At 59.9% G+C, this 22228-nt stretch carries 14 protein-coding genes and 3 pseudogenes; 8 read left to right on the top strand and 9 right to left on the bottom strand.

All coding sequences use genetic code 11. The annotated features are described in order from the left end of the window. The first annotated feature begins 202 nt into the window (after positions 1-202). Positions 203-961, top strand: coding sequence for an FkbM family methyltransferase (locus WDN46_13850; protein ID MEJ0094471.1), 759 nt, complete (start codon positions 203-205; stop codon positions 959-961). A gap of 54 nt (positions 962-1015) precedes the next feature. Here the strand turns inward: WDN46_13850 and WDN46_13845 are convergent. Both WDN46_13845 and WDN46_13840 read right to left on the bottom strand, forming a co-directional pair. Beyond that, a pseudogene (locus WDN46_13845) lies at positions 1016-1282 on the bottom strand (transposase). A 105-nt stretch (positions 1283-1387) separates the two neighbouring features. Beyond that, positions 1388-2145 (bottom strand): IS5 family transposase gene (locus tag WDN46_13840; protein MEJ0094470.1). Its coding sequence is split into 2 segments (ribosomal slippage): positions 1388-1806 and positions 1806-2145, totalling 759 coding nucleotides; the frame shifts between segments, so codons are not numbered across the junction. A 156-nt stretch (positions 2146-2301) separates the two neighbouring features. On the opposite strand from WDN46_13840, the pseudogene WDN46_13835 reads away from it, so the two are divergent. Further along, a pseudogene (locus tag WDN46_13835) lies at positions 2302-3068 on the top strand (IS5 family transposase). Between the two features lie 24 nt (positions 3069-3092). Here WDN46_13835 and ppdK read toward each other — a convergent pair. Continuing rightward, positions 3093-5768: a pyruvate, phosphate dikinase gene (gene ppdK, locus WDN46_13830; protein ID MEJ0094469.1), complete on the bottom strand. Its 2676-nt coding sequence runs from the start codon at positions 5766-5768 to the stop codon at positions 3093-3095. Between the two features lie 93 nt (positions 5769-5861). Next, on the bottom strand, positions 5862-6443 hold the full coding sequence (locus tag WDN46_13825; GenBank protein ID MEJ0094468.1) for a DUF308 domain-containing protein: 582 nt from the start codon (positions 6441-6443) through the stop codon (positions 5862-5864). Positions 6444-6799: 356 nt separating this feature from the next. Here WDN46_13825 and dxs point away from each other — a divergent pair, with 356 nt between their 5' ends. The 4 genes and pseudogenes from dxs (at position 6800) to WDN46_13805 (ending at position 10941) form a co-directional block, all read left to right on the top strand. Next, positions 6800-8737 (top strand): 1-deoxy-D-xylulose-5-phosphate synthase, encoded by a 1938-nt coding sequence (gene dxs, locus WDN46_13820; GenBank protein MEJ0094467.1) that lies wholly within the window; start codon positions 6800-6802, stop codon positions 8735-8737. 186 nt (positions 8738-8923) lie between these two features. Continuing rightward, positions 8924-9671, top strand: a pseudogene (locus WDN46_13815) (TlyA family RNA methyltransferase). Beyond that, positions 9668-10198, top strand: coding sequence for a hypothetical protein (locus WDN46_13810; protein ID MEJ0094466.1), 531 nt, complete (start codon positions 9668-9670; stop codon positions 10196-10198). The pseudogene WDN46_13815 and the gene WDN46_13810 overlap by 4 nt, the downstream one beginning before the upstream one ends. Beyond that, positions 10111-10941, top strand: coding sequence for a hypothetical protein (locus tag WDN46_13805; GenBank protein MEJ0094465.1), 831 nt, complete (start codon positions 10111-10113; stop codon positions 10939-10941). Before WDN46_13810 ends, WDN46_13805 begins: the two co-directional genes overlap by 88 nt. Positions 10942-10981: 40 nt before the next feature. Here WDN46_13805 and WDN46_13800 read toward each other — a convergent pair whose 3' ends face one another. The 3 genes from WDN46_13800 to prfB all read right to left on the bottom strand — a co-directional run bounded on the left by WDN46_13800 (position 10982) and on the right by prfB (position 13591). Next, positions 10982-11482: a DUF2721 domain-containing protein gene (locus WDN46_13800; protein MEJ0094464.1), complete on the bottom strand. Its 501-nt coding sequence runs from the start codon at positions 11480-11482 to the stop codon at positions 10982-10984. 16 nt (positions 11483-11498) lie between these two features. Beyond that, positions 11499-12335 (bottom strand): rhomboid family intramembrane serine protease, encoded by an 837-nt coding sequence (locus WDN46_13795; GenBank protein ID MEJ0094463.1) that lies wholly within the window; start codon positions 12333-12335, stop codon positions 11499-11501. 124 nt (positions 12336-12459) lie between these two features. After that, positions 12460-13591, bottom strand: a protein-coding gene (gene prfB / locus WDN46_13790) for a peptide chain release factor 2 (GenBank protein MEJ0094462.1) whose coding sequence is annotated in 2 segments (ribosomal slippage) — positions 12460-13521 and positions 13523-13591 — 1131 coding nt in all. Because the reading frame shifts where the segments join, the coding sequence is not laid out codon by codon here. A 120-nt stretch (positions 13592-13711) separates the two neighbouring features. Between prfB and WDN46_13785 the strand changes: the two genes are divergently transcribed. Then, positions 13712-14119: a hypothetical protein gene (locus WDN46_13785; protein MEJ0094461.1), complete on the top strand. Its 408-nt coding sequence runs from the start codon at positions 13712-13714 to the stop codon at positions 14117-14119. 21 nt (positions 14120-14140) lie between these two features. Here the strand turns inward: WDN46_13785 and WDN46_13780 are convergent, their stop codons facing one another. Both WDN46_13780 and WDN46_13775 read right to left on the bottom strand, forming a co-directional pair. After that, positions 14141-16552, bottom strand: a complete 2412-nt coding sequence (locus WDN46_13780) for a penicillin-binding protein 1A (protein MEJ0094460.1) — start codon at positions 16550-16552, stop codon at positions 14141-14143. Between the two features lie 180 nt (positions 16553-16732). After that, positions 16733-18196, bottom strand: a complete 1464-nt coding sequence (locus WDN46_13775; protein MEJ0094459.1) for an N-acetylmuramoyl-L-alanine amidase — start codon at positions 18194-18196, stop codon at positions 16733-16735. 825 nt (positions 18197-19021) lie between these two features. Here WDN46_13775 and WDN46_13770 point away from each other — a divergent pair. Beyond that, on the top strand, positions 19022-22204 hold the full coding sequence (locus WDN46_13770) for an Rne/Rng family ribonuclease (protein MEJ0094458.1): 3183 nt from the start codon (positions 19022-19024) through the stop codon (positions 22202-22204). The last annotated feature ends 24 nt before the right edge of the window (positions 22205-22228 follow it).

Raw genomic sequence — 22228 nt, 5'->3', positions numbered from 1 at the left:
CCGGTTTGATCAATAATTCTTGATTTACGCCTTGTCTCAACATTGTCACGATGTGCGTCTCTACACAAGCTTGGTTTACTGCATGAAACCGCGTCCGAGTCCTGAAATAACATCGAGTCGACCGAGCTCGGACCTGCGCGCGCAATTGACGGCAAAAGCGCTGCCGACGCCGCCGACGCCCACTAATGTCGGCGTTAGTGCGATGTCGCTTAAATATAGAAAATTCGTGGACATCGCGACGCGCTCCATTGTCGACTTTCTCAAACGCCACCGTTCCCAAATTCATTGGGTCAGTCAATGTGGCCAGGACGAGTTTGTAGTTGAGAAAATCTTCCGCCGGAAAAGAGAGGGATTCTTCCTCGAAATCGGCGGCGGCGACGGTCGGTATCTGTCCAACACGTTGATTTTGGAGACCTATTTCGACTGGTCCGGCATTCTCGTTGAGCCGACCGCCGCGTTTCACTCAATGGTAAAGAATCGCCCTAACGCCAAATGCGAACAGGCCGCTGTCGCAGGCTGCCGCAAAACGGTGCGGCTGCTCGAAATTCTCGATAAGGGCCAGGTCGCCATCAACCCGGAAGCTGCCGACGGCAATACGCTTCTATCTATCATAGAAGATGTTGATGGCGCGGAATCGCAGTTCAAGGCTCCCGATTTCGCAGCTGTCCAGAAAAGCTATCTCGTCGAAACGATTACGCTCGACGATGTTTTGACGAAATGGAATGCTCCCCAAACGATCGACTATTTCAGCTTCGATGTTGAGGGAGCTGAATATGAAATCCTGAAAGAGTTTCCCTTCGACAAATGGAAATTCAACTGCATCGGGGTAGAAACTCCTTCTGCGGAGCTCGATCAGCTTCTTGTCGCCAACAAATATTTCCTGATCCGAGAGGGCGCCCCTCTCGACTGGTTCTATTTGCACCGTGATTTTCTTGACGAATGGTTCGACAAACTGAATTGACGTGAGAATAGCGGACCTTCGTCCTAAAGACCCGCCCTCCTCTAGGGTCCAGACTCACAACCAGTAGCAAACGGTAGCGGCGATGCAGACTGTCGCGAGGAAGTTTATGGCGTTTCGGTCGTAGCGGGTAGCCACGCGCCTGAAGTCTTTCAGGCGGCAGAACATGCGTTCGATGGCGTTGCGGTTTCGATAGAGGAAGGGCGAGAAGCAGTTCTTCCACCTGCGATTGGCCTTGGGCGGGATATTCGGCATAGCTCCGCGCTCCTCGACCTGCCGACGGATCGCATTTGCGTCGTAGCCCTTGTCGCCATGGAGGATTTCGCAAGTTTGCACCGTGATTTTCTTGACGAATGGTTCGACAAACTGAATTGACGTGAGAATAGCGGACCTTCGTCCTAAAGACCCGCCCTCCTCTAGGGTCCAGACTCACAACCAGTAGCAAACGGTAGCGGCGATGCAGACTGTCGCGAGGAAGTTTATGGCGTTTCGGTCGTAGCGGGTAGCCACGCGCCTGAAGTCTTTCAGGCGGCAGAACATGCGTTCGATGGCGTTGCGGTTTCGATAGAGGAAGGGCGAGAAGCAGTTCTTCCACCTGCGATTGGCCTTGGGCGGGATATTCGGCATAGCTCCGCGCTCCTCGACCTGCCGACGGATCGCATTTGCGTCGTAGCCCTTGTCGCCATGGAGGATTTCGCAAGGAGGAAGTCGCGCGATAAGCTCCGCGCCCGCCGAGCAATCGGCGATTTGGCCGCCGGTGAGCATGAAAGACAGCGGGCGGCAGTCCGCATCGGTCAATGCGTGGATTTTGGTTGTGCGCCCGCCGCGCGAACGGCCGATGGCCTGATTCTTCTCCCCCCTTTGCCGCCACTGGCCGAGCGATGCGCCTTGACCGCCGAGGAGTCGATGAGGACCTGCGCCGGCGGCCCGCCTGCTTGCGCAAGCGCGTGGAACAGATCGATCCAAACGCCCTTAGCAGCCCAGCGAACGTAGCGATTGTAGAGAGTCTTCTTTGGCCCGTACTCCAGCGGCGCGTCAATCCAGCGTCCGCCAGATTTCAGCACATGAATGATCCCGCTGATCACCCGGCGATCATCGACGCGCGCCTTGCCGCGCGTGTCCGTGGGAAGATGCGGCGCGATCTTCGCGAACTGCGCGTCCGTCAGCCAGAATTGATCCCGATTCATAGTCGCTTCCTTTCGGAAGCTGTGAATCACAATCCGCCTGTCACGCCAACCATTTTATGGGTCTGGGCCCTAGGCCGTGGTGACGAATTCGGCGTTTGGGGGATTCTCGCGAGGATCTTTCCATGATTCAAGGCTGATTTTTGGAGATCAGCCTTGATGATTCGGGATGTCGATGCGCTGCGAGACGATCAATGGGAGCGGCTTTGTGATCTTGTGCCAGGCGGAAGAGCCGGCCAGCGCGGGCCGCGCTGCGACAATCGACGCTTCGTCGACGCGCTGTTATGGATGGCCCGCTCGGGCGGCCGCTGGCGCGATCTGCCCGAACGCTTCGGCGACCATCAGGCGGTGAAACGCCGCTACTATCGCTGGATCGAGCGCGGCGCCTTGGACGGATTTCTTGAGGCATTCACCGCCGAGGCCGATCTCGAATGGCTGATGATCGACTCAACAATCGTGCGCGCCCATCAGCACGCGGCCGGCGCAAGGATCGCCAAAGGGGGGCGGATGCCCAAGGCCTGGGCCGCTCTCGCGGTGGTTTGAGCACCAAAATCCACGCCGCGACAGACGCACTCGGCAACCCCGTTCGGCTCCTTCTCGGACCTGGGCAGCGCAACGACATCACAAAAGCGCACGCCCTGATCGAAGGCTTTGCGGCCGATGCGATCATCGCCGATAAAGGTTATGACGCCAATCACTTGCGCAAGGCTGTTCTTATGCGTGAGGCTGAGCCGGTGATCCCATCAAAATCCAATCGCCGCGCGCCGCTCCCCTACGACAAGGCGCTCTACAAGGAGCGCAATCTCGTCGAGCGTTTCTTCAATAAACTGAAGCAGTTCCGGCGCGTCGCAACCCGATACGACAAGCTCCTCGCAAACTACCGAGGCTTCGTATTGCTCGCCGCTATTGCTATCATGCTCAGGTAATTCGTCACTACTGCCTAGCCTCTGCTATTTACTCGCAGCTCTCCGCGCCAATGCCGCCTGCGCCGCGGCAAGCCTTGCGATCGGGACTCGGAAGGGCGAGCAGGAAACGTAATCGAGACCGAATTTGTCGCAGAACGCGATCGAAGCCGGGTCGCCGCCATGTTCGCCGCAGATCCCCAACTTGATGTTCGGCCGCGTCTTGCGACTGCGTTCGGCGCCAATCTCGACGAGTTCGCCAACGCCGTCCTGATCGATCGTGACAAAAGGATCGGCGGGCAGGATGCCCTGGGCGACATAGCGGCCAAGAAACGACCCCGCATCGTCGCGCGACAACGCCATGCAGGTTTGCGTCAGGTCGTTCGTTCCAAATGAGAAGAACTCGGCGCTTCTTGCAATTTCGCCCGCGCGCAGGCTGGCGCGCGGCGTTTCGATCATAGCGCCGACCGTATAGGGAATCGTCTCGCCGGTTTCCCCGGCAACAGCGATCGCCATCGCGTCGACGCGCGCCTTGATCAAATCGAACTCCGCCTTGCAGATAATCAGAGGCGCCATGATTTCCGGCTGCACCAGAGCGCCTGTATTGCGTTTGATGGCGACGGCCGCCTCAAAAATGGCGCGGGCCTGCATCTCGGCGATCTCAGGATAGGCGATCGCCAATCTGCAACCGCGAAAGCCCAGCATCGGATTGACTTCACGCAATTCATTCGCGCGGCGCAAAATCCTATCCGTCGAAACGCCCATCGCCTCCGCCACCTCGGCGATTTCCGCCTCGGTTTGCGGCAAAAATTCATGTAGCGGAGGATCAAGCAGCCGGATTGTCACCGGCAGGCCGGCCATGATCTCGAACAGCTCAACGAAATCGCCGCGCTGCATCGGCAGCAGTTTCGCCAATGCGGCGCGCCTGCCCGCTTCGTCGTCGGCGAGAATCATTTCGCGCACGGCCGTCACGCGGTCGCCCTCAAAAAACATATGCTCGGTGCGGCAAAGGCCGATGCCTTCAGCGCCGAACTTGCGCGCGGCGCGAGCGTCCTGCAGCGTCTCGGCGTTGGCGCGCACTTCCATACGGCGGGCATCATCGGCCCATTGCATGAGGATGGCGAATTCGCCCGAGAGCTCGGGCTGGCGCATTTCAACCATTCCCTGAATAACTTGCCCGGTCGCCCCGTCGATGGTCAGCATGTCACCCTTATGGAAAGTGAAGCCGTTCGTCGTCATCGTCGCATTGGCGTAGTCGATCCGGATAGCCCCAGCGCCCGATACGCATGGCTTGCCCATGCCGCGCGCAACCACCGCCGCATGTGAAGTCATGCCGCCCCGCGTCGTCAGTATGCCTTCCGCAGCATGCATGCCGTGGATGTCTTCGGGGCTGGTCTCGATGCGCACGAGGATGACCTTGCGTCCCATATTTTTGAGTTGCTCCGCCTCATTCGCCGTGAACGCGATCTCGCCGCTCGCAGCGCCAGGAGAGGCCGGCAGACCGGTCGCCACCACGCGTCGCGGCGCGTCGGGATCGAGCGCTGGATGCAGGAGCTGCTCGAGCGAGGCTGGATCAATGCGCCCAATAGCTTCTTCCTTGCTGATCAAACCCTCATGCATCATGTCAACGGCGATGCGGATCGCCGCAAGACTTGTGCGTTTGCCGGTGCGAGTCTGCAGCATCCATAATTTGCCATTTTCGACTGTGAACTCCATGTCCTGCATGTCGCGATAATGCTTTTCGAGCAGATCCTTCGTCCGCGTGAACTCGGCGAAGACTCCCGGAAGCGCGGTCTCCATCGAGGGCATGCGCGACCCCGCCGCCAAGCGCGCCGCTTCGGTGATATTTTGCGGCGTTCTGATCCCGGCGACTACGTCTTCGCCTTGCGCATTGAGCAAGAATTCGCCGTAAAGCTCCTTCGCGCCGGTCGACGGATTGCGGGTGAAGGCGACCCCTGTCGCCGAAGTCGCGCCCATATTGCCGAAAACCATCGCCTGGACAGTGACGGCTGTGCCCCAGCTTTCGGGGATGGCGTGAATGCGCCGATAGGTAATCGCGCGAGGATTGAGCCAGGAGCCGAAAACGGCTCCGATAGCCCCCCATAATTGCTCCTGCGGAGATTGCGGAAAAGGCTTTCCCGTCGCCTCCGCGACCTTGGCTTTGAAGGCGATGATCAACGTCCGCCAATCTTGAGCGTCAAGATCCGTATCAAGCTCTAGGCGTTTGCTTTCCTTGTAATATTCCAGAGCATCCTCAAAATGATGATGAGAGATGCCAAGCACGACGTTCGAATACATCTGGATGAAGCGCCGATAAGAATCATAGGCGAAACGCTCATCGCCGGAGTTATTGGCCAAGGCTTTGACGGTGACGTCGTTGAGACCGAGATTGAGGACTGTATCCATCATGCCGGGCATCGAGGCCCGCGCGCCGGATCTCACCGACACGAGCAGCGGGTTGCTGTCGTCGCCGAAGGCCTCGCCAGTCAAGCGGCCAATGTGAGTCAGCGAGTTCTCCACATCGGCGACGAGTTGAGGCGGAAAGCGCTTTTGATTCTCATAAAAATAAGTGCAGGCCTCGGTTGTGATCGTGAATCCGGGCGGAACCGGCAGACCAAGACTCGCCATTTCGGCCAGATTTGCGCCTTTACCGCCGAGCAGAGCGCTCAATTTGCTCGACCCCTCGGCCCGACCATCGCCGAAAGTATAAACCCATTTGACCATTTTTGGTCCTCTGCGAGTGCTGCGCGACGCGAACGTCCGGCGATGTTCCAGGCTATGAACCAATGAAAGGCGGTCGAGTTCAGAAAAACTGCGTTATGCGAGGCGGCGTAGTCTCCAGCCGAAACTGATCCAGCCGACGCCCCAAAACAGGAGGTCGAGGGCGAGAAGAATTCCGAGAATGACGACGCTGTTGGCGGGCCAGCCGAGAACAATGACAAGGCCGACAAGCGCGGTGACCACGGCCGCGAAAAGAACGGGGCTTCGCTCGGCGGAATTGAGCCGCGTCGCGAAATAAATCCTCATCGCGCCGACCGCCAGCATCCCCACGCCCAGCGCCAAGGTGAAAATCGCCGCCGCGAGCAAAGGCTGGGCAAGAGCCAAAGACGCGACGACCATGTAGAGCGCGCCTCCGATTATCCACAGAAAGAAGCGGACCCAAGTTTGCGCGCTCAAACCTATCGCGATTTCCGCAGCGCCCACAATGATCATGAAAATCGCAATGGCGTAGACGGAGGCGATCGTCGCGGAAATGACAAGAAGGAGCGCGATGACGCCAAGGGCGGCGCTGAGACCGCCAAAAGCCATGATCCAGCCCCAGCGATGCCGCAGGCGCCCCGTCTCGGCTCGGGTGCGGTTCGAAGCCTCGGCCGGCGGCCCCGCATTGTTGATCGACATGAGCAAATAGTCCTGTCAGCGCGAGTGGGATCCGACCATGTTAACGAATAATAACATTATAACAATAAGTTGCCATGACTTATTGAGATTTTTGATGCCGTTTTGCGCCTTTGCTTCGCTCCCGCTCGGCCCTGGATCGCCAGGCTTCCTTTTTGTCGCATCTGTGACCCAAAGGTCGCGCCTGACCGGTAAATGGCTGATTTGAGGGCAGTCTGCGTTGCCGCGCCGAAAATTGTCCGTTATTCACCTTTGGGAGAGGATGGCAAGGCGAAAATAGACTGGGTTTTCCCATCTTGAAGCAAATTGGCATTTAGCGCGTACCCCGAGCTTCCGGACCGACATGAGATGAGGCGCCCGTGACTACTTCTTCGAAGACCCCCCTGCTCGACGCGATCGGCTCCCCCGCCGATTTGCGTCGGCTGACGGAGGCGGACCTCACCCAGGTCGCCAACGAACTGCGCACTGAGACGATCGACGCCGTGTCGGTTACGGGAGGCCATCTTGGCGCGGGCCTCGGCGTCGTAGAGCTCACGGTCGCTCTGCATTACGTCTTTGATACGCCCCGGGACCGGATCATCTGGGACGTCGGGCATCAGGCCTACCCGCACAAAATACTGACGGGGCGGCGCGACCGGATCCGGACCTTGCGCCGCGGCGGCGGTCTGTCAGGCTTCACCAAGCGGTCCGAAAGCGAATTTGATCCATTTGGCGCGGCGCATTCCTCGACCTCAATCTCGGCCGGACTCGGCATGGCGGTCGCGAATACGCTATCTGGCCAGCAAGGCAATGTCGTTGCCGTGATCGGCGATGGCGCGATGTCGGCAGGCATGGCCTATGAGGCGATGAACAACGCCGGCGCGATGCATTCCCGCCTCATCGTCATCCTGAATGACAATGAAATGTCGATCGCGCCGCCCGCTGGCGCGCTTTCCTCCTATCTCGCCCGGCTCGTGTCCGGCGGCGCCTATCGCTCCGTCCGCGAGGCGGCGAAACAACTTGGCCGTCTATTGCCGCGCTTCGTCTATGACAGGGCGCGCAAAACGGAGGAATTCGCCCGCAACTTCTGGGCCGGCGGCACGATGTTCGAAGAACTCGGCTTCTATTATGTCGGTCCTATCGATGGCCATAATCTCGACCATCTTCTGCCCGTCTTGAAAAACGTTCGCGATTTCAAGGCTACCGGGCCGATTCTCGTCCATGTCGTGACGCAGAAAGGCAAGGGTTACGGCCCGGCCGAAGCCACCAGCGACAAATATCATGCCGTCAATACATTTGACGTAGTCACCGGCAAGCAAGTAAAGCCGAAGCCGAACGCGCCGGTCTACACGACTGTTTTCGCTGAAGCTTTGGTCAAAGAAGCGACACGGGACGACAAGATCGTCGCGATCACCGCCGCCATGCCGGGGGGCACCGGGCTCGATATCTTCCAGAAATCCTTCCCGGAGCGCACCTTCGACGTCGGCATCGCCGAACAGCACGCAGTCACTTTCGCGGCCGGCCTTGCGACCGAAGGCTATAAGCCGTTCTGCGCCATTTATTCGACATTCCTTCAGCGCGGCTATGATCAGGTCGTCCACGACGTGGCAATCCAGAATTTACCGGTGCGCTTTGCGATCGACCGAGCCGGCCTTGTCGGAGCGGATGGCGCGACCCATGCCGGCTCTTTCGATATCGCGTTCCTCGGCGTTTTGCCGAACATGGTTCTAATGGCGGCGGCCGACGAGGCTGAACTCGTGCATATGGTCGCGACCGCTGCGGCCTATGACGCCGGTCCAATCGCCCTGCGCTATCCCCGCGGCGAAGGCGTCGGCGTCGACATGCCGCTTGAAGGAAAGCCGCTGGAAATCGGCCGCGGCCGCATCCTGCGAGAAGGCAATAAGGTCGCCATTCTCTCGTTCGGCGCCCGTCTCGCGGAGGTGCTGAAGGCGGCGGAAGATCTCGCCGCCTATGGGGTTTCGACAACGGTCGCCGATGCGCGTTTCGCTAAGCCGCTCGATGTCGATTTGCTGATGCGTCTCGCCGCCAATCATGAAGTGCTGATCACCATCGAGGAAGGCTCGGTTGGCGGATTTGGCTCTTTTGTGATGCAAAAGCTTTCCGAGGAAGGCGTGTTCGACGGTTGCGGCGCGCGTGCGCTGAAATTCAGGTCCATGGTCATGCCGGATCTTTTCCTTGACCATGACAAGCCGGAAAAGCTCTATGCGCAGGCGGGTCTTGACGCCAAAGGCATCGTCGCCAAGGTTCTAGCCACCCTTGGCCGCGATAGTGATGCATTGAACAGCCGGATCGCGTAAGGCGGAGCGGATCTGGTAGGCTGATCCGAATTGGTGGCCGCAGACTCGACGGCTGGGCCGGCCCGCGGCGCGAACAAGACCGCCTGGCGCGATGGCGATAGAAATCCGCCGCTGACCTACCAAACATCCGTCTCTCCGACGAGGTTGCGAGACCGCCTCATGCGTCCAACGCCAAAGCCTTCCGATATGTCCGAAACAGGCATCGGTTCGCGCCAACGCGCCGACCTCGCGCTTGTCGACAGAAAATTCTTCGCGAGCCGCGCCAAGGCGCAAGAAGCGATCGCGGCTGGCCTTGTGCGCGCCGACGGCAAAGTTTTGCGCAGAGCCTCCGAGGCAATCAGTCCCTCGACGCAGATTGAGGCCGCGGCGCCCTACCCTTGGGTCTCGCGCGGCGGCGTAAAGCTCGCGGCGGCGCTGGATGCGTTCGGTTTCAATCCGATGGGGCTCGCCTGTCTCGATGTCGGCGCCTCAACGGGAGGCTTCACCCATGTGCTTTTGAGCCGAGGCGCTCGCCAAATCGTCGCAATCGATGTCGGGCGTGGCCAATTGCATCCTGATCTCGCCCGCGACCCGCGCGTGACATCATATGAAGGCGACCGACGCACGAAGTTTTGCGCCTGACTCTCTGCCGGAGCCGCCGAAGTTCATAACCTTCGATGTGAGCTTTATTTCGCTGACCTTGGTTCTTCCGCCGGTGCTTTTGCTTGCCGCGTCAGACGCAAAACTTGTCGCTTTGATCAAGCCTCAGTTCGAAGCGGGCCCTAGCCATGTTGTCAAAGGCATCGTCAAGGACCCGGCCGTTCACGACAAAGTCTGCGCCAAAATCAGGGATCTGATCCAATCGCTCGGTTGGGGGATCGACGGCCTCATCGCCTCCCCAATTGAAGGCGGCGACGGCAATCGCGAATTTCTCATCGGCGCTACAAAGTTATGATCAGCCTCAACGCCCGGCTTCAAATCGAGCGGCTCGGACAGCGCGGCGAAGGCGTCGTGCGAGGACCGGACGGCGGGATTTTCGTACCCTACGCCTTGGCGGGCGAAACGATTATCGCCGAAGTCGACGGCTCTCGCGGAAAATTGGTCGAGATCGCCGTCGCGAGCCCGGATCGCATCGCGCCTTTTTGCCGTTATTTTTCAATCTGCGGCGGCTGCGCGGTTCAAACCCTGGCGCAAGCGCCTTACGCACATTGGAAGGAGAGCCTTCTCGCAGAGGCGTTGCAGCATGCAGGCCTCGCCGCCAAGATTGCGCCTCTCATCGACGCGCATGGCGAGGGGCGCCGCCGCGCAACTTTCCACGCGCGAACTGATGAGACGGGGAATGCAGTCACCGGATTCATGGAAGCCCGCTCGCACAAAATCATCGAGATTGAAGATTGTCCGCTGCTGGCCCCCTCGATGCGCGAGGCTCCGGCGATCGCTGGAGCTTTGGCGCAGGTTCTGGCGAGTTCCGGAAGCCGCTAGACATTCTTGTCACCGCAACAACGTCAGGTCTCGACGTCGATCTCAAAGGTCATGGGGCGCTGAACGAAGACGAGACAAAAAGGCTGGTAAGGCTTGCGCTGAGGCAAAATCTCGCGCGCCTTTCAAACCACGGCGCGATCGTGACTCTCCAGCGACCTACTTTCGTCGCGATGGGCCGGGCGATGGTCGCCCTGCCGCCGGGCGCTTTTCTACAGGCGACGGAGGCCGGCGAGGCGGCGCTCGCGGCGAGAGTTCGCAATGCGCTCGCCGGCGCCCACCGGATCGCCGATCTCTTTGCCGGAGTTGGCACGCTCTCCTTGCGTTTAGCGGAATTCGCGCGGGTTCAGGCCTTTGATTTCGAGGAGCCGGCCCTTGAGGCTCTCGCCAAAGCGTCGCATGTTGAAGGGTTGCGCCCAGTAAGCGTCGAGACGCGCGATCTTTTCCGCCGTCCGCTTGGACCGGCGGAACTGGCCGTTTTCGACGCGGTAGTCTTCGATCCGCCGCGCGCGGGCGCCGAGCAGCAGGCGCGCGCTCTTGCGGGCTCAGTGGTCCCGCTTGTCGTCGCAGTATCCTGCAACGTGCAGACTTTCGCGCGCGATGCGGCAATCCTTTGCGCGGGGGGCTATGAGCTGGCGCAGGTCGAGCCGATCGACCAGTTTCGCCATTCGCCCCATGTTGAAATCATTGCAATCTTCAAACGTCCATTGATGAAGCCGCAGCGGCGCCGACGCATCCTTAGCTGATGGCGCCAAGCGCTGGCGAGCGCGTGCAACCACGATCGACTCAGGGGTTGGCGCCGCCGCGTTGACTGCGCGCGAACGATTCCTCGCAGTGGGCGGCTCGGATGCGCAAGCCCTTACCCGCCATCAACATCTCGGTCACAAATGCGGTCAGCGCGCCAAGCGTGCACAGAACGGCGACCCCAAAAAGCGTAAATAAGATCGATGCGGCGGCCGCATTGCGCAAGGCTCCAACGAATAGCGTTAGCGTCGCGGCGCAGGTTGCGCCGCCGCCCACTGCGCCAAGCAAGACCGCAACGTCTAAATCCAGAGATCGGCGGCGCAGATATTCAAGCTGAACAGATAAACGCGCCGCTTCCTCGGGCGCCGCGGTCTCAGCGGCTTCGGATAAACGATCGACCCGATCGGACACGCGGCCAAGGCGGGTTGAGAAAACGCCGAGCAGCGTCGCCACGCCGCTTAACAGAAAGACCGGCGTCAAAGCCACCTGAATGACGTGGGCTACCGTATCTAGCGATACGACCGTATTACTGAGTTCGAACATGGCGTCCGAAGCCGCTTTAGATTCGAGTGATCGGCGAGCCGGGCTTTTGGTCGCGCTCGACGAAATGAGACGGCGGATCGAACCATCGAAACGCCAGAAAACCAAGCAGAAAGCCCCCGATGTGAGCCTCCCAGGCGATGCTCGCACCGGCAATTCCCGCCGCGCTCGGGAACACGCCAAACAAGAAATTGGCGAGAAACCAGAAACCGAGGAAACCTATCGCAGAGCGATTGGAGAAAACTTCCCGCAGAGGCAACGCCGGTTGGCGATAGACATGATCGCCGCCCGATCGATCCCCAAATCCCAGCGCGGCGCCAAGCGGCGCGCCGGGTTGAAAGGCGAACCGCACCACTGCGGCCATGGCGGCGGAGACCACCGCCGATGCGCCGATGACCGGCTGCAAATCGCTCATATGAGTCAGAAAATGCATGAAGGCGCCGGCAACGGCGGAGATTGCGCAAAAAACCAGAAAGCGCGCGGTTCCGAACCGGCGCGCCACGGCTGAGCCGAAAGCGACAAGCCAAAGGCAGTTCAATCCGACATGCGCCCAGCCGCCATGCAAAAACGCATAGGTAAGCGGCGTCCACCATTGCGGCTCGCCATCGCCGAGGAAAAAGCGGCCGATCTGGGCGCTCGTCTCATCGGTTTGGGCAATCGCGTTATAGGCCGCGGAGACCCGATCCGGATCGAAGGCGAAGGTGAAACGCCCGGGCACGAAAGCAAAGCGTCGGATGATATTGAGTTGGCTTTCCGGCGAGACGAGATCGCATACCGCCTGGATGAGGACGAGAACGCCGACGAGCCCCATCACCACCTTTGGCACATTGAAGATTTTTTCGTTTGCGCGCGGCATATGCAAGGCCTCGGTGGTGAGACTTCTGAAAGAACATTAAAATGCGACGCGAGTTTGGGGCTTGCGGGCTATTCGACCTAATTGGGATCGCCGCACGCAAGCTGCACAATCGCTCCCGTCTGCTCTAGTCGACGTCCTCGACGACGAGCGCAGCGCCGCCCGAGACTCTTTGCGCCAGCGCGGCTTCCATAAAATTATCGAGGTCGCCATCGAGAACGTCGTCGGGCGTCGCCGATGTCGCGCCGGTGCGCAGATCTTTGACCAATTGATAGGGTTGCAGCACGTAGGAGCGGATTTGATGGCCCCAGCCGATTTCGGTTTTCGTCGCTTCGGTGGCGTTCGACTCCGCCTCGCGGCGCTCGATCTCCTGCTCGTATAGGCGTGCGCGCAGCATGTTCCAGGCGGTCGCCCGGTTCTTATGCTGCGAACGCTCACCCTGGCAGGCGACGACGATGCCCGACGGAATATGCGTAATGCGCACTGCGGAATCAGTGGTGTTGACGTGCTGACCGCCCGCACCCGATGAACGATAGGTGTCGATCCGGCAATCGCTTTCCTTGACGTCGATATCGATCTTGTCGTCGATCACCGGGTAAACCCAGACAGAAGCGAAGCTCGTATGGCGGCGAGCATTGGAATCGAACGGCGAAATCCGCACCAGGCGGTGCACTCCGGATTCGGTCTTCGCCCAGCCATGGGCGTTATGGCCCTTGACGACCAGGGTGCCCGACTTCAGGCCAGCCTCGTCGCCAGCGGTCTCCTCGATGATCTCGACCTTGAACTTATGCCGCTCGCCCCAGCGGGCATACATGCGAAATAGCATGCGCGCCCAATCACAACTCTCCGTGCCGCCAGCGCCGGAATGAACCTCGATATATGTATCATTGCCATCAACCTCGCCGGAGAGCAGCGCCTCGATTTGCCGCCGCTCCGCCTCGATCTTCAGCGCTTTCAGCTGATCTATCGCTTCCCTTTCGGTCGCCGCATCCTCCTCCGCCTCGGCCAATTCGACCAGGGTGACAGCGTCCTCAAGCTCGCTTTGAAAGCGATGGATCGAGCCAAGTCTGTCTTCGATTTCGGTGCGCTCGCGCATGATTTTCTGCGCGGCCTCCGTATCGTCCCAAAGATTCGGATCTTCGACTTTGGCGTTCAGTTCGGCGAGCCGCCGGCCAGCAGTATCGACGTCAAAGATGCCTCCTCAGCAATCCCATGGATTGCTTGATGGCTAGAACCAACGCTTCGGCTTCGGCGCGCATTTTTAAAGCTCTCTGAATGGGGGAAGGCGACGGAAGCGCCGCAACAGGTTATACTATAGATAGAGACGCTGGCTTTCCGTGTAAATGGGCGGTCGGGACACCGCGCGCCCTCGCGTCGAGGTGGACGAAGATTTTGCCGTCCCCGCTGGCCATTCTACAATGTTCGTCTGCTTCATGGAGAACGCCATGCCGGACTTCAAGCTGCCACTCTCGGGCGACGTCACCCAATCTTTTAGCTGGCTCACCGGATTTCTCAGTTCAATCGGCGACCAGTTCAGCCTCATCAGCGTCAATATGGGAAAATCCTCAGACCCGAAGGTTGAGGAAAAAGTCATCTCCGAGGTCGCGAGCTACGGCAAGCAGATTGGCCGGATCGAGGACGCGCTCGCCGTATTGCTCGACCATTTTCACCCCGATCGCCCGTTGACCCATAAGGAAGAAAAGGCCATTCGGGATATGAAGCGGATGCTTGAGGACATAGAAGACGTTAAGGGCCGTTATTCGTCCAAGCCCTCAAGTCAGCCATGAGAGACGCTGGCGGAGGGGAGCTTAATACAAGCCTCCCGTCCCAGTTCCCACAAGCCGGTCCGCGTCAGGATTGACGGCTTGCGCGCGCGGGCTTGACTCGCTTGCGGCGTAAGAATCGGGCGGCGCCGTGCCGGGCTTGAACGCCTCGAGTATGGTGCCGGAGCCGCTCGAGCGCATGCCGGACTTTGCGTCGACCGAGATCAGCTTGATCCCCGGCGGTACGCGAAACGGCACGTCGGGCTTGTCTTTCAGCGCCATCTTCATGAAATCGCGGAAAATCGGCGCTGTGTATTGCGCGGCTTGCGCTGAATCGCCCAGCGACCGCGGCTGGTCGTAACCCATGAAAACGCCGACGGCGAGGTCGGGCGAATAGCCGACGAACCACAGATCCTTGGCCTCGTTGGTCGTGCCGGTTTTGCCCGCCAAATGTTTGCCGACCTCCCTGATCGCCTGCCCGGTTCCGCGCTGGATCACGCCTTCCATGATCGAGGTGATCTGATAGGCGGTAAGCGGATCCAGCACCTGCTCGCGATTGTCGATCAGTTTCGGCTCCGGCTGGTTCTCCCACTTCGCGGCGTCGCAACCTTCGCATGTGCGCTCGTCATGGCGGTAGAGCGTATGGCCCCAGCGATCCTGGATGCGGTCGATGAGGGTCGCCTTGATCCTCTTGCCGCCATTGGCCAGCATCGAATAGGCGGTCGTCATGCGGAGCAAGGTCGTCTCGCCTGAGCCGAGCGACATGGACAGAAATGGCGGCAGATCGTCATAAATGCCAAAACGCTTGGCGTATTCCACAATCAGCGGCATTCCGACATCGCGGGCGAGCCGGACGGTCATCTGGTTGATCGAATGCTCGACGCCATAGCGCAAAGTATGCGGACCGCTCGACTTGCCTTCGAAATTCTCCGGCCGCCAAACGCCAAGGCCGGCGCCCTGATCGATTTCGATTGGCGCATCAAGCACGATCGAGGATGGCGTATAGCCATTATCGAGCGCTGTTGCGTAGACGAAAGGCTTGAAGGAGGAGCCCGGCTGACGCAGAGCCTGCGTCGCGCGGTTGAACTCGGATTGATCGAAGGAGAACCCGCCGACCATCGCAAAGACGCGGCCGGTATAGGGATCCATCGCGATGATGGCGCCGCTGACTTCGGGGATCTGGCGCAGCCTATACTGGCCGGGCTTGCCGTCGATCGGCTCAACATAGACGACGTCGCCGGGCCCAAGCGATGATCGCGCGCCAGCGCCTCGCGTCCAATGCATGCCGACATTGGTGAGCGTTCCTGATTCACGCTCGCGCTCAACTTCGCCGGATTTTTCTCGTTTTGGTTGCAGGCCTATTCGCGCGCCGGTCTCATTCGCATCAATAATCACAGCTAAACGCCAAGGCGAGACATCGCCGAGAATCGGAATGTCGGCGAGTGAAACTCCCCAATCTTGGCTAATATCAATATGACGCATCGGTCCGCGAAAGCCATGCGCTTCATCGTAGCGCACGAGACCGTCAACCAAAGCGCGGCGCGCCATAAGCTGCATTTTCGGATCGAGCGTCGTGCGGACTGATAGGCCGCCCTCGTAAAGCTTCTTTTCGCCATAGCGCTCGCCGAGTTCGCGGCGGACCTCTTCCGCGAAATATCCGGCGGCGATCGAATTCGGCGAGAGAACGCGCGGGTTGACGCCAAGCGGTTCGGCCTTGGCCTTCTCGCCATCCGCACGTGAGACGTAGCCGTTCTCGACCATACGGTCGATCACCCAATTGCGCCGCTCGATCGCCCGTTCCCGTTTCAGGAAGGGATGATAATTATTAGGTGCCTTCGGCAAAGCCGCGAGATAAGCTGCTTGCGCAATGGTGAGTTCGTGCACCGACTTGTCGAAGTAATTCAGGGCCGCTGCAGCGACGCCATAATTGCCAAGACCGAGATAGATTTCGTTCAGATAGAGTTCGAGGATCTTATCCTTTGAATAGGCGCCCTCGATGCGAAACGCCAGCAAAGCCTCTCTGATTTTGCGTTCAAAGGAGCGCTCATTCGTCAACAGAAAATTCTTGGCGACCTGCTGTGTAATGGTCGAGGCGCCTTGAACTCTTTTGCCGCCCTGGACCAGCACGACGAAGGCGCGAACGATGCCTTCTGGATCGACGCCCGCATGGGAGTAAAAATTCTTGTCCTCAGCCGATAGGAAGGCGTCTTTGACGAGAGCTGGAATGGCGGCGCTGGGCAGATAGAGGCGCCGTTCATGCGCATATTCGGCGACGAGAGAGCCGTCGCCGGCGTGAACGCGCGTCATCACTTTCGGCTCATAGTTCTTGAGCTGTGTATAATCGGGGAGGTCTTGTTCGAATTTCCAGACCAGCAGTCCGGCCGCACAAGCTGCGACAACAAAAACAATCGCGCCAGTGGCGAAAATAAAACCGAGTAACCGGGCAATAAGCTGCATGCGAACGGGCCTTTTCAGCAACCAAATTAACAAATGCGCTCGGCGCCCAAAGCCGACGACAAAGCTGATCGCTCATCCCTGCGGCGCTTTTGTGTTAATAGTTTGTCAAGCTGCCGGACGCCAGACCGAATTCGCTATTTCGATTGACGCCGCCTCGGTTAGATCCGATCGCCCCACACTTCAATTCGCTTTTGTCGCCAAATCTGCGGACGCCTCGGGCGACGCTGCTTTTTCAGCCGAAAAATTGTCATCCGGCGCAGATCCTGAGCCGGCAGGCGCGTCTGGAATCGTCCCAACCGGCGCCTGATCCTTATCCTCGGGGGCAAAGATTGCCGTCTCGCCTCGCGCGGCGAAAAATGCTTCGATGGCCTCGGCCATGCGGCTGGACGCCTTGTCGCGCCAATCTGGCGAAGTCAGCGCGATATCGTCTTTTTCGTTGGAAAGATAGCCGAGCTCCACCAGAACTGAAGGCACATCAGGCGCCTTCAGAACCCGGAAACCCGCCGACCGCTGCGGATTCTTATTAAGTCGCGCCGCCACCTTCCAATAATTCAGCAAAGTATGAGCGAAGACGTGGCTGTAGGCGCGGGTTTCGCGTCTCGTCAAATCATACAGAATGTCGGAGACGTTGCCGGCGTCATCAGTTCCATCAAGACCCGCCGCGGCGTCCGATTGGTTTTCCTTCTCGGCGACGCGCGCGGCTTCGGCGTCTGAAGCGCGATCCGAAGCGGTATAGACCGTCGCGCCGGAGACATCCGTCGCATCGGCCAGCGTGTCGGCATGAATCGAGACGAACAGCGCTACTTTCCGATCGCGCGCCATCCTCACTCGTTCGCCAAGGGGAATAAAACTGTCGTCCTCGCGCGTCATGACGGGCTGGTAACGCCCATCCGTCTCTAGTTTCGCAGCCAGAGCTTTGGCGAAATCGAGCACCAAATCTTTCTCGATCAACCCGTTGACGGCGGCGCCACGGTCGATTCCGCCATGACCCGGGTCGATCATGACGATCGGCTTACCGGCCGCCGTCTGAATTTTATCCGCGATCCGCGTTTGCGCCGGCGGGGCCAAGGCGGCGCGCGCGTTCTGCGCGTCGGCGGCGAAATGTGCCGAATTCGTCTTGGCGAGCTCGATAACAAGACGCGGCTTCCGCGTCGCATCGCCTTTTTCGCAACTCGCGCGAACAATCCGCGCCGGCGCGCCAAGGTCGATAACGATGCGCGAGCGTCCCGGCCCAAGTTGGCCGAAGCGAAACGAGGCGATGAGCCCCGCAGATTTAATGATCGACTTGACGGGGTTGGCGGCGCGGCGCCGAGGCGTCGAAGCCTTGCCGATTTCCGGATCGATCAAGAACTGGAGTTGCGGCGCATCGACAATGACGCGATCCGGACTAGCCATTACAAAGGCGCTGGCGTCGACCGAGGCCGACAGTTCGAAAACAAGACTGGCTTGGTCGCCGCTGTCTTCAAGGGTCGCCGCCTCGGCAAGAGTCTGGTCGACAGCCGCGGGCTGAGCTGGAGCCTGATCGGCGGGGACGGCGCGTTCTTCAGCTTTCAGTTCCCCAAGCGATATCGATGCGGCAAGAGCCAGCGCCGCGATTCCAGTCGCCAGGGCAATCAGCGTCGAAGCGGCGGTCTTGCAAACCATTACGTTTCCTTACGCATTCGATTCTTTACGCATTCAATGCGCCTCAAGCCTCGCGCGAAGCTGCAGCCGGACAATTGTCGGCTGAATGCGCGCCCTTGATCCTGCCTTTCTAGAACGAACGAGGTTAACGTGAGATAACCATCGCAGAAATGCCCGGAGAGTCCGTAGCGGCGGAGACACAGGTGAGTAAAAACTTGCCAAACCGCTACCGAACCCGATATGAACATATATTGTTTCTCTGGTTTAGAGATTCGCGATAATCGGGGCCCTCAGAAAATTCGAGGTTCTTGCGGATCTTGGCCTTCGCGTTCGGCACAACCTTAAGCGTTGTTCGTTGGCGGCGCAGGTTTGGCCGGTTTGGTTTTTGTCGTTTGGTTGTCGGCGTTTAGGCGCAGAGAGGCCACCGGCTTCATGATCGGCGCGGGCCTCACCAATCTAGAGTTTGGTTTTCGACGGTTTGTTCCGAACAAGCCGTTTTGGTAGGTAAGTAGGATATGGCATTCGCGGCGACGCGTCATTCAGCGACCGTCAAACAATGTGCTGAGGCAGTTGACTCATCCGCACGCGCCAGCATCCTCGTCTGTATAAGATCTAATTCCGTGCGTCGCCGACACGACAAGTCAGCTACAGACTTGCTGAGCAGTCTGCGGTTTCGCCATTCTTTCCCCGACGCGACTAGCAACCCGTCGTCCTCTACTTCCGCCTCACCCTTCCATCCAACGCCTGATGCGCTTTCGTGTCGGCTGCGCCACGCCTCAAAGTCTCGTTTGCAGACTTTTGTCGGCGGCGGCGGCCCCGCGCGCGTCCTGCCTGAACGAGTTTCCCATGCCCAACAAAATGCTGATCGACGCGTCTCACCCGGAAGAAACGCGGGTAGTCGTCCTTCGCGGTAATCGCGTCGAAGAATTCGATTTCGAATCCGCTAGCAAGAAACAGCTTCGCGGCAATATTTATCTTGCTAAAGTCACGCGCGTCGAACCTTCTTTACAGGCGGCGTTCGTCGATTACGGCGGCAACCGGCACGGATTTCTGGCTTTCTCGGAAATTCACCCCGACTATTACCAAATCCCCGTGGTCGATCGACAGGCGCTGATCGAGGACGAGGCGAACGCGCAGCGCGACGAAGAAGACGAAGACGCGCGGGCGCAGCGACGCAGCCGCCGGTTCCGGCGAGGCGACCGCAACGGCCGACGAGCCGAGAAGCGCATCGGCGACGGCGAAACCATCTCCGAGCCTTACGATGCCGCCGAGGCTGGCTCCGGCGCAGAGACGGCGCCCGGCTCGCAGGAACCGTCGGCGGCTCACGAATTTTCCGAGCGCGAGAGCGCTGGCTCGAGTGACTATGCTGTTGGCGAGAATGCCGCAGAGGTCGATCGCGCCGCGCCGCTCGAGACGGTCGAATTCGTCGATGCCGTGAATGCGGGTGCGGCGGATTCGGCAAGCTTTGCATTTGATGCGGATGTTCAGCGCGAACAGGATTTCGAGCGCGAGCAGGAGCATCGCTCTTCCGCAGATCGTGAAGGCCAACAAAACGGCCAAGAGGCCTCAACTGAGGAACGGGCCGAAGAGGTCGAGGTTCTTGAGGGCGCGGCCCCCAGTGACGCCAGCGAGCAGCGGTCGCCGGATCGCCGCGATGAAGCCGATGAGGATGGCGAGGACGAGGAAGAGCACGTCGAGCAGCTCGGCGGCGACGCCATGGAGGAGGTCCCGACCCGTCCCCACCGCTACCGCAAGCAATATAAGATTCAAGAGGTCATCAAGCGCCGCCAAGTGCTGCTGGTTCAGGTCGTCAAGGAAGAGCGCGGCAATAAGGGCGCAGCGCTGACGACTTATTTGTCGCTCGCCGGTCGTTATTCGGTGCTGATGCCAAACACCGCGCGCGGTGGCGGCATATCGCGCAAGATCACCGATTCGACGGATCGGCAAAGGCTGAAATCCATCGCTCAGGAGCTCGAGGTTCCAGAAGGCATGGGCGTCATCCTGCGCACCGCCGGCGCGGCGCGCACCAAAGGCGAAGTCAACCGCGATTTCGAGTATCTGCTGCGCATGTGGGAAACCGTGCGCGAAACGACCTTGAAATCGACGGCTCCGACGCTTGTCTACGAGGAAGGCTCGCTGATCAAGCGCGCCATTCGCGATCTCTACAACAAGGAAATCGACGAGATCGTGGTCGCGGGCGACAGCGGCTACCGCGAGGCCAAGGACTTCATGCGCTTGCTGATGCCAAGCCATATCAAGAATGTGCAGGCCTATCGCGATCCGCAGCCAATTTTCGCAAAATCGGGCGCTGAAGCGCAACTCGACGCTATGTTCCTCAATCAGGTCACCCTGAAATCAGGGGGCTATATCGTCATCAATCAGACCGAGGCTCTGGTTGCGATCGACGTCAACTCGGGACGCTCGACGCGCGAACATAATATCGAAGATACCGCGCTCCGGACCAATCTCGAGGCGGCCGATGAGATCACCCGGCAATTGCGTCTGCGCGATCTTGCCGGCCTCATCGTCATCGATTTCATCGATATGGAGGAAGGCCGCAATAATCGCGCTGTCGAGCGGCGTCTCAAGGACGCGCTGAAGAACGATCGCGCGCGCATTCAGGTCGGCCGCATCTCGCATTTCGGTCTGCTGGAAATGTCGCGTCAGCGCATCCGCACCGGCGTTCTCGAGGGCTCGACGGAAATTTGCCCCCATTGCTGCGGCTCGGGGATGCTGCGCTCCACCGCTTCGGTCGCGCTGCATGTGTTGCGCGTTCTTGAGGACGCTTTGATCAAGAATGCGAGCTACGATCTTGTCGTCAAAACGAGAACCGTCGTCGCGCTCTACATCCTCAACGAAAAGCGCGCGCATTTGCGCGAGCTGGAGCGGCGTTTCGGCGTTTCGGTGACGATCGCCGCCGATGATAGCTTGATTGGCGCCACCTATTACGTATTGGAGCGCGGAGAGCTTGCCACCGGCGGCCACGAGCCGCTTGCCCATGCTTCCGGCGAGCCTTTGCGCTTCGCCCCCGAGGCTGATTTCGATGACATTCCCACCGATGTCGAAGACGAGGCCGAAACCGATGCGCCGGTCAAGACAAGCTCGTTCGATGCCGGGTCGGATGAGCTAACGCGGGAGGAAGGCGCTGAGCGCCGAGAGGGCGAGAGCGAAAGCGACGCCGAAAACCGCCGCAAGCGCAGACGCAGACGTAGGCGCGGCCGTGGCGGCGATCGCGAGGGTTCGGGAATTGCGGCGAATGCGCCGCAGCCGCCTGATGACGCATTGGAAGCGGTCGCGAGAATCGGCGAATTGCAGCCGCCGGCAAATCCCGAAGCCGAAGTCTTCGTAGTCGATGCGGATGCAAGCGCAATCGAAGTCGAAGCTGAGGCTGAAGTCGCCCCAGCGCCTGCTCCGGTAGTTTCGGCTGCTGCTCCGGTGGTTGCTGAAGTTCCGGTTGAGATTCCGGCCGCAGAACCCGTCGAACCCCGTCGTCCGCGCCGAAGCCGCCGCGTTCGCGAGGCCCCGCAGGTCGCCGCAGCCGAGCCCGGCAGCGAATCCGCGCTGGAATTGGCGCTTGAAACCGAGGCGACGAAGGTCTCGGCGGATGCGGAAGCCGGCGCTGAAAGTGCGTCTCCGCCAGCCGCTGCTCCACGCGCTCGCCGAGCGCCGCGTGCGCGTCGCCGCACTGCTACAGTTGGGGAGGCCGAGGCCGCTGCCCCGCAAATCGAGGCGGCCGCGGCAGAACCGCCAGCTGCGGCGCCGCAGACAAGTGAGGCTGCGCCGACAGTCACCGCCGATGTCGCAACGGCCGCTCCTATTCAACAGGCGGCCAATGCGGACGAAGGCGCGCAGAGGTCAAGCAGCGGCCAGGCCGAAATGGCCTCCGATGCCGCGGGCGCTTCAGATGCGAGCGTCGCCGAGGCTCAAAGAGCGCCAGAACCGAGCGCCGCGAAGCCGGAGGAACAGGATCCGGCGCGCCCGAAACGGTCTGGCTGGTGGCAGCGCGCTAAAGCGACTCTGCGCGGATAAAGATAAGCCAGATCATTTCGTCTC

Origin of the sequence: Methylocella sp., from assembly GCA_037200525.1 — a bacterium.
Lineage (GTDB): Bacteria > Pseudomonadota > Alphaproteobacteria > Rhizobiales > Beijerinckiaceae > Methylocapsa.
Note: the sequence above shows the minus strand (reverse complement) of the source record. Positions and strands in the feature narration are given on the sequence as shown.